Origin of the sequence: Arthrobacter sp. ok362, from assembly GCF_900102785.1 — a bacterium.
In the GTDB taxonomy this organism is placed as follows: domain Bacteria; phylum Actinomycetota; class Actinomycetes; order Actinomycetales; family Micrococcaceae; genus Arthrobacter.
In genome coordinates this window covers 384,515-391,784 of the sequence record NZ_FNGC01000003.1, presented here as the reverse complement: position 1 = coordinate 391,784, position 7,270 = coordinate 384,515, and the positions used below count along the sequence as shown (strand labels likewise).

7 protein-coding genes are annotated in these 7,270 nt (G+C 68.6%); 2 read left to right on the top strand and 5 right to left on the bottom strand.

What is annotated here, in order from left to right:
• Together BLQ10_RS06300 and BLQ10_RS06295 are read right to left on the bottom strand one after the other, a co-directional pair.
• Positions 1-569: M20/M25/M40 family metallo-hydrolase (locus BLQ10_RS06300; RefSeq protein WP_254785416.1), on the bottom strand; the 569-nt coding region annotated here is incomplete at its 3' end.
• Positions 570-717: 148 nt separating this feature from the next.
• Complete coding sequence (locus BLQ10_RS06295; RefSeq protein ID WP_368086497.1) at positions 718-2,142, bottom strand: MFS transporter; 1,425 nt, start codon at positions 2,140-2,142, stop codon at positions 718-720.
• A gap of 240 nt (positions 2,143-2,382) precedes the next feature.
• Between BLQ10_RS06295 and BLQ10_RS06290 the strand changes: the two genes are divergently transcribed.
• Both BLQ10_RS06290 and BLQ10_RS06285 read left to right on the top strand, forming a co-directional pair.
• Positions 2,383-3,507, top strand: coding sequence for an LLM class flavin-dependent oxidoreductase (locus BLQ10_RS06290; protein ID WP_091559646.1), 1,125 nt, complete (start codon positions 2,383-2,385; stop codon positions 3,505-3,507).
• The gene (locus BLQ10_RS06285) at positions 3,507-3,968 is read left to right on the top strand and encodes a MarR family winged helix-turn-helix transcriptional regulator (protein WP_091559737.1); all 462 of its coding nucleotides are present in this window, start codon (positions 3,507-3,509) and stop codon (positions 3,966-3,968) included. Before BLQ10_RS06290 ends, BLQ10_RS06285 begins: the two co-directional genes overlap by 1 nt.
• A gap of 53 nt (positions 3,969-4,021) precedes the next feature.
• On the opposite strand, the gene BLQ10_RS06280 is transcribed toward BLQ10_RS06285, so the two are convergent.
• The 3 genes from BLQ10_RS06280 to BLQ10_RS06270 all read right to left on the bottom strand — a co-directional run bounded on the left by BLQ10_RS06280 (position 4,022) and on the right by BLQ10_RS06270 (position 7,186).
• Positions 4,022-4,825 (bottom strand): transglutaminase-like domain-containing protein, encoded by an 804-nt coding sequence (locus BLQ10_RS06280; RefSeq protein WP_091559644.1) that lies wholly within the window; start codon positions 4,823-4,825, stop codon positions 4,022-4,024.
• Between the two features lie 72 nt (positions 4,826-4,897).
• Positions 4,898-5,707 (bottom strand): hypothetical protein, encoded by an 810-nt coding sequence (locus tag BLQ10_RS06275; protein ID WP_091559641.1) that lies wholly within the window; start codon positions 5,705-5,707, stop codon positions 4,898-4,900.
• 30 nt (positions 5,708-5,737) lie between these two features.
• A complete protein-coding gene (locus tag BLQ10_RS06270) occupies positions 5,738-7,186 on the bottom strand; it encodes a M20/M25/M40 family metallo-hydrolase (protein WP_091559639.1) in 1,449 nt (482 codons plus the stop codon).
• Between the last annotated feature and the right edge of the window lie 84 nt (positions 7,187-7,270).

Below are 7,270 nucleotides of genomic sequence, written 5' to 3'. Positions count from 1 at the left end.
CCGTCCCCGTCATGCACGGACCGCACACCGTTGGGCGAGGCCGCCATGTCCACGTTCAGGTTCGCCGCGGTCTGGCCGATCTCGGCCTGGCTGAGTTCGTCGACGTAGTGCTGGGACCCGTAGAGGCCGTCCTCCTCGCCGCCCCAGAACGCGAACCTTACCCGGTTGGCCGGGGTGATCCCGGCCTCCTTCATCCACCGTGCGGTCTCCAGGACCGCCGCCACCCCGCTGCCGTTGTCGTTGATGCCCGGGCCCTCCTTCACGGAGTCCAGGTGCGCGCCCACCACCACGGTATGCCCGGCATCGCCGCCGGTGTCGGCGAGGATGTTGAAGGACTCCACCCGCGGATTTCTCCGGCCGCCCCTGAACGTGAAGGTCTGCCGCACCGGTGCATACCCGGCTGCGCGCAGCTGATCCTCGACGTAGCGGGCCGATTCCTCATACCCGGAAGTCCCCGAAGCGCGGTTTCCGCCGTTGGCATCGGCCACGCGCTGCAGCGCCTGAATGTGCCCCATCATGTCCCTGGACTTGAACGCCGCCAGGACGGTGCGCGCGTCCACGGTGCTCACTGGTTCCAACCGCGACGCGGTACATCCCGAAAGCAGGAGACTGATCGCCACCAATGCGGCCGCGGCCGCCGCCCTTCCCCGCCTGTACCATCGCGTGCCCGTCACGGTATGAACATACTTCGTCAGTAGTCGCGGAGGAAGGGGCCGGCTAGTGCGAGCCTGCCGGGAGGCGTGGGACGGCGGTGGCGGGGTCGGAGAAGGCCAGCCGGGGCACCAGCACCAGCGCGGCAGCGGCGACAAGCCCGGTAACCCCGCAAATGGTCCATACCGTGAGGTATCCGGTGAGCGGCGCCGCGGTCTGCCCGGTGTCCCCCGCGCCGGCCCCGGCGTCGGCCAGGACGTGGCTCAGCAGGGCGATGCCGAACACGGCGGACGCGAAGGCCCCGCCGATGGTCTTGGTGGTGTTGGTCAGGCCCGTGGCCATCGCGGTGCGGTTGAGGGGCGCCGCCGCGGCGGCCGCCGAAGGCAGCGCCGCGACGAGGGCACCGGAGCCGACGCCGGCGATCGCCATGTTGGCCAGCGCCTCGGCGAGGCTCCCATGGAAGGGCAGGAACAGCAGGTAGCCCAGGCCCACGAGCGCGGCGGCGCCCACGAGCGTCCAGCGCGGGGTGAGCCGGCGGGTCACCGCCGGATACAGCAGCGCGCCGACGAGCAGCGCCAGCACGTACACGCCGATGATGATGGAAACCTGGCCGGCACGCAGGCCCAGGCCATAGCCGTGCAGCGCGGGGTCGGTCCGGGCGAAGGTGGACAACGGAGCCTGTGCGCCCAGGACCGAGACGCCAAAGAGCCCGGCCGTCAGCTGGACCGGCCACATGGACTTGCCCCGCAGCATCCGAATGTCCACGAGCGGATCTGCCTCGCGCAGCTCGAACCGTGCGAACGGAATAAACACCAGAATCCCGGCTCCCACCAGAGCCCACGGCCACCACGCGCCGGCTCCGTTGAGGCGCATGAAGGTCAGCCCCGAAGTGATGAGCAGGAGTCCGACGGCGAGCAGCGTGAAGCCCCGGGTGTCCACGCGTCCGCCGCTGCGCTCACGGGACTCCGGCACGCCAAGCCTGATGACGAACCAGCACGCGGACACGGCCACCGCGGGAACCAGCAGCACGAGCTGAAGCTGCCCGGCGAACATTTCCACGAGCGCACCCGCCGCGAGGGCCCCGGCGATGACACCGGCCTCCAGTGCCCCGACCAGAACACCGGCCGCGCGCCGGGTGCGGGCGGCGCCGTCGGGCAACTGATGGACGCGGCTGAAGATCAGGGCGATTTCCAGCGGCAGCCAGACCACGTAGAAGCCCTGGAACGACCACGCGGCCAGGAAAGTCCAGAAGTCCGGGGCGAGAGCGACGCCCCAGGAGGCCGCGGCGGTGACCAGCGTGGAAACCAGCAGGATCTTCCGGTGCCCGTACATGTCCCCCAGCTTGGCCAGCACTGGCACGGCGAGGGCGCTGACCATGAGCTGCGCGGCCTCGAACCAGTTGACGTCAGCGTCGTGGATCCCCAGGTGCCGGGCGATATCGGTGAGGATGGGCGTGTAATAGCCCTGCAGGATTCCACTGGTGAGCTCCACCAGACACAGAAAAGCTACGACACGTCGCATAGGGGCCTTCCGGGCGGGCAGGCACCTCACGGCCGGCCGATTGATTGCATCCTAGGCCCGCGCTCCCCCGCACGCGGGAAACTCGGCCGGAACGGTGCGGGAATATTCGTCCGCGGCGGGCGTTATACCCAGCGATAGATGCAAATGCATGTAAATCGGTTATAGTAGAAGCAGATATCCCGGATCACTCCGGCCACGGAAAGGCACATCATGCAGATCGGCGTATTCAGCGTCAGCGACATCACTACGGACCCCACCACGGGCCGCACCCCGACGGAGCACGAGCGCATCAAGGCGTCCGTGGCGATCGCCAAGAAGGTCGAAGAGATCGGCATGGATGTCTACGCCCTGGGCGAGCACCATAACCGGCCGTTCTTCTCGTCCTCCCCCACCACCACGCTCGGGTACATCGCGGCCCAGACCGAGCGCATCATTCTTTCCACGGCCACCACGCTGATCACCACCAATGACCCGGTGAAGATCGCCGAGGACTTCGCGATGCTCCAGCACCTCGCGGACGGACGCGTGGACCTGGTCCTGGGCCGGGGCAACACTGCGCCCGTCTACCCCTGGTTCGGCAAGAACATCCAGGACGGAGTCGAACTCGCCATCGAGAACTACTCCCTGCTGCGCCGCCTCTGGGACGAGGACACCGTCAACTGGTCCGGCAAGCACCGCACCCCGCTGCAGAACTTCACCTCCACCCCCCGCCCGCTCGACGGCGTCGCCCCCTTCGTGTGGCACGGCTCGATCCGCACGCCGCAGATCGCCGAAGTGGCGGCCTACTACGGTGACGGTTTCTTCGCCAACAACATCTTCTGGCCCAAGGAGCACTACCAGCAGCTGATCGGCCTCTACCGCGAACGCTACGAGCACTACGGCCACGGCAAGGCGGACCAGGCCATTGTGGGCCTGGGCGGCCAGTTCTTCATGCGGAAGAACTCCCAGGACGCCGTCAAGGAGTTCCGCCCCTACTTCGACAACGCCCCGGTCTATGGCCACGGCCCGTCGCTGGAGGACTTCACCTCCCAGACCCCGCTGACGGTCGGCAGCCCGCAGGAAGTGATCGAAAAGACCCTGACGTTCCGGGAGTACTTCGGCGACTACCAGCGCCAGCTTTTCCTGATCGACCACGCCGGCCTGCCGCTGAAGACCGTCCTGGAACAGCTGGATCTGTTCGGTGAAGAAGTGCTGCCGGTGCTGCGCAAGGAATATGCCGCGCTCAAACCCGCACATGTCCCGGAACCGCCGACGCACGCCGGCCGGGTGGCCGCCGCACTGGCAGCGGGCACCGTCGACGCCGCCGCGGCAGAGACCACCATCAAGGGCTCATGATGCCCGCCAAGACCACAGAATCGCCGGTCCGCCTGGCCGCGGAAACCTGGGAATCCCTGTTCCGGGCCCAGGTGGCGGTGATGCGCAAGCTGCAGGCGGCGCCGGCGTTCAAAGCCCTGGCCCTCAATGAGTACGACGTCCTGTTCACGCTCTCGCGCTGCCCTTCCGGGTGGCTGCGCCAGAACGAGCTCAACGACAACGTCCTGCTAAGCCAGTCCAGCCTGAGCCGGCTGGTGGAGCGGCTCGAAAAGCGCGGGCTCGTCGAACGGACACCGGCCCCCGAGGACGGCCGCGGGATCCTCATCCGGCTCACCGATGCCGGACGGGACCTGCAGAAGCAGATCGGCCGGGAACACGTGCGCGACATCGCCGCGCTCGTGGGCCCGGCCCTCTCCGCCGCCGAACAGCAGGAACTGCTGCGGCTGACCGAGAAGCTCCGCGCCTCAGTCGCCGTGCGCTGAGATGGTGCGCTAAGACGGTGCGCTAAGGCCCTGCGCCGGCTGGCCGGCGCTGCCTACTGGATGGCGACGAGCTTCGCCGGGTCCTCCAGCGGCAGCTCATCGACGACGGCGGTGACGCTGAGTTCCGTCAGAGACAGGCTGCCGCCCACGGTGGACAGGAAGGCGGTGTCCGAGGAATCGCGCCCGGCCGTGATCCGCAGCATGCTCTCCCGCGGCGCCAGTCCCGTCGGATCGATGACGTGCCAGGCGCCGTTGATGTGCGCTTCGGCCACGGCGTGGAAGTCCATCGGGGTCAGGCCTGGGGCATAGACGGCGGCCAGCCGGGCGGGGACATTCTTCGAACGCAGCAGGGCAATGGCGAGGTGGGCAAAGTCCCGGCAGACGCCGCGGCGGTGCAGCAGGGTTTCGACGGCGCCGTCGGTCCCTCGGGAGGATCCGCTGACGTAGCGCAGTTCGCTGAAGACCCAGTTGCGGATGGCGTGGAGCAGCTCTTCGCCCTGAAGCCCGCCGAATTCGGCATAGGCAGTCGGCAGCAGCCGGTCCGACTCCGCGTAGCGGCTGGGCCGGACATAGCGGATCAGTTCCATGAGCCCGGGTTCCTCGGGCCGGGCGAAGCCCGTGACGGTGGCGGAATACTCAACCAGCACTTCGGTGGGTTCGGCGAATTCCATGTAGTGGAAACGCCCGCCGTGATGGTCCGAGAGTTCGGTCAGCGGCACGTCCTCGCCTCCCGCGGTGACCGTGAGTGACTCTTCGACCGAGCCGTACCCGGCGTTCCGGGCCACGGCCACGGCGAGAGCCACCTTGGTCTCGGCAACGGTCTTGAAGGCCAGGCGGGCGGCTACGGCGCGTTCCATGTATCTCCGGGATGTGAGGCGGGTGCAGGGGAAGTCGCCGTCAACGGCCCGGGGATGTGCGGGCGGGCGGGACTAGTTTTTGATCTTCAGAGACATTAGCATCCGCTGGACGTTGGCGAATTCGGACCCCTCGTTGACGTACTTGGCCGCCTGGTCGAGAGTGTCGAACGCCTTTGCGGGGGCGACTTTCCGGTCCGGCGCCAACGTCTTGAGCACCGTCAGGTCCCCAAACGAATAGTCCCCCTTGCCGCCCGGGCCACGGACCACATTCTGCAACGCGCAGCTCTTGCCGCCGGCGCCGCCCACCACGTTGGTGATGCCGTAGGAGCCGAAGTACTTGTAGCCCTGGATAACCCGGAACACCACGTGCGGGTCAATGGTTCCCCCGCCGCCGGCGTGCGGCAAGTCAACAGGCACGCTGCTGACCACGACGTAGTCCCGTGCGGCGCCGCCCGCGCAGGCCGGCGCAGGCTGCGGGGGGAGACCGGTCTGCAAGGTGGCCAGATAGCCGCCTTTGGCGTCCTTGACGATGATCTTCAGCGCCCCCGGCAGCGCCCCCGGGTCGGGAGTTACGGACTGGACAATCCAGTCCTGCGGCACCTCAAAACTGACAGTCTTTGCCGGATCGGTAAAGACTTTCCAGGCCGCCGCGCTCGAGCCCGGGGTGGCGGAAGCGCTGGCCGACGGTGCCGGCGCGGAGGTGGCAGTCGCCGTCGCACTCTCCGTCGCGCTGCTGCCCGCTGTCCAGACCGGGGTCCCCTTGCCGTTGCTGCTGCAGCCCGTAAGGGCTGCCGCCGCGACCGCGAGCGCCGCGGCGGTGCGCAGCACAGAGCTGCGGATTCCGGCGGTGCTTGATCCTCTGGAAGGGGCCGTCCCAGTCATGGTGCCAGCGTAGCCGGGGCGCCGCAGGACTCAGAGTTCCCGCATCAGTGTTTCGTAGAAGCGGACCCCTTGGTCCAGCGTCTCGAGTGAAATTTTCTCGTCAACGGCGTGGATGGAGCCGCGGGCCCGGGCGTCCATGAAGAACGGCGCGAAGCGGTACACGGTGCCGCAGATCCCGGTGAAGCGGCGCGAGTCCGTGCCGCCCATCATGATGTAGGGGGTGATGATCGCTTCGGGGAAGACCTGCCCGATGCAGTCCGCCAGCAGTTCCCACTGGGCCCCGGAGGACGGGGAGACTGGGGACGGGTCGTTGCCCTCCACGACGCGCAGTTCGACTTTCGGGTCGCGGATGATTTTCCGCAGTTGTGCCACTGTGCCCTCGACGGTCTCCCCCACCGCCACCCTGATGTTGGCGTTCGCCTTGGCCGTGGCGGCGAGGACGTTCGCCGCGGAGCTGCCTTCGAGGGTGGTGATCGCGACGGTGGTTCGGGTCATCGCGTTGGTCTCGTTGCCGAGCCGGCCAAAGAGCCAGGTGATGGGCGCCCGGAGCAGTCCCACGTTTGCGAACACGGCCCGCAGCGGCGGCGGCGTGTGCGGGCCGAAGCGGCGCAGCATCTCCGCGGTTACCTCCGGCAGCGACTGCGGGAACGGGCTGCGTTCGATCCGTGTAAGGGCGCGGGCCAGCCGCGCCGTCGCCCCCATCCGCGGCGGCGTGGAGGCGTGTCCCCCCGGGTCCCGGGTCAGCAGCTCCACATCCAGGATTCCCTTTTCAGCGACGCCGACGACGGCGGCCGGCCGGCTCACCCCCGGGAAGGCACCGCCGGCGACGGCACCGCCCTCATCCAGGACGAGCCAGGGCGTCACGCCGCGGCCGGCCAGCAGATCTGCGGCAGCCGCCGCACTGTGGCCGGCTGTCTCCTCGTTGTTGCCGAACGAGAAGTAGAGATCATGCGCGGGCGCATACCCCGATCGGAGCAGGCTCTCGGCCGCCTCCAGGATGGCCACGAGCTGGCCTTTGTCATCGAGGGTTCCGCGGCCCCACAGGAAGGTGCCGTCGTTGTGGCCGGAGAACGGCGCCTGCGTCCACTCCCCTGGGTCGGCCGCCGGGACGACGTCGTAGTGCGCCATCAGCACCGACGCGCGCTGCCCGGCCGCTGGGGCGGTGCCGGGCCAGCGGTACAGGAGGGCGTGACCGTTGACGCGCTCCAGTTCCAGGCCAGCATGAACGGCCGGGTACAGCCGGGGCAGTGCCGCGATGAAGGCCTCGAACTGATCTGTCTCCACGCCGGCCTCCGCCCGGGAGGACCCCTCGGCTCGGAAAGACACGGTCCGGCGGGACACAGTCCGGTACGTCACGAGCTCCGCCAGCGACGCTGCCGCCCGCCCTGTACTGCCCGGCGCGTCACCGGCGCTGCCCGGTGTGTCCCCGGGGCTCTTGAGGGTAGTGCCGGCGGCCGCGTTCTGCAGGGGGTTGCGCATGGGCGAAAGTCTACGGCTGGATGGCTCGCCGGATCGGGTTATTCGGCGTGCGGGTCCGGCCCGGAATCCGGGGCACAAATTTCG

Coding starts and splice junctions, on each gene's coding strand:
- BLQ10_RS06290 (WP_091559646.1), top strand. CDS start 2,383: ATGCAGATCGGCGTATTCAGCGTCAGCGACATCACTACGGACCCCACC.
- BLQ10_RS06285 (WP_091559737.1), top strand. CDS start 3,507: ATGCCCGCCAAGACCACAGAATCGCCGGTCCGCCTGGCCGCGGAAACC.
- BLQ10_RS06280 (WP_091559644.1), bottom strand. CDS start 4,825: ATGGAACGCGCCGTAGCCGCCCGCCTGGCCTTCAAGACCGTTGCCGAG.
- BLQ10_RS06275 (WP_091559641.1), bottom strand. CDS start 5,707: ATGACTGGGACGGCCCCTTCCAGAGGATCAAGCACCGCCGGAATCCGC.
- BLQ10_RS06270 (WP_091559639.1), bottom strand. CDS start 7,186: ATGCGCAACCCCCTGCAGAACGCGGCCGCCGGCACTACCCTCAAGAGC.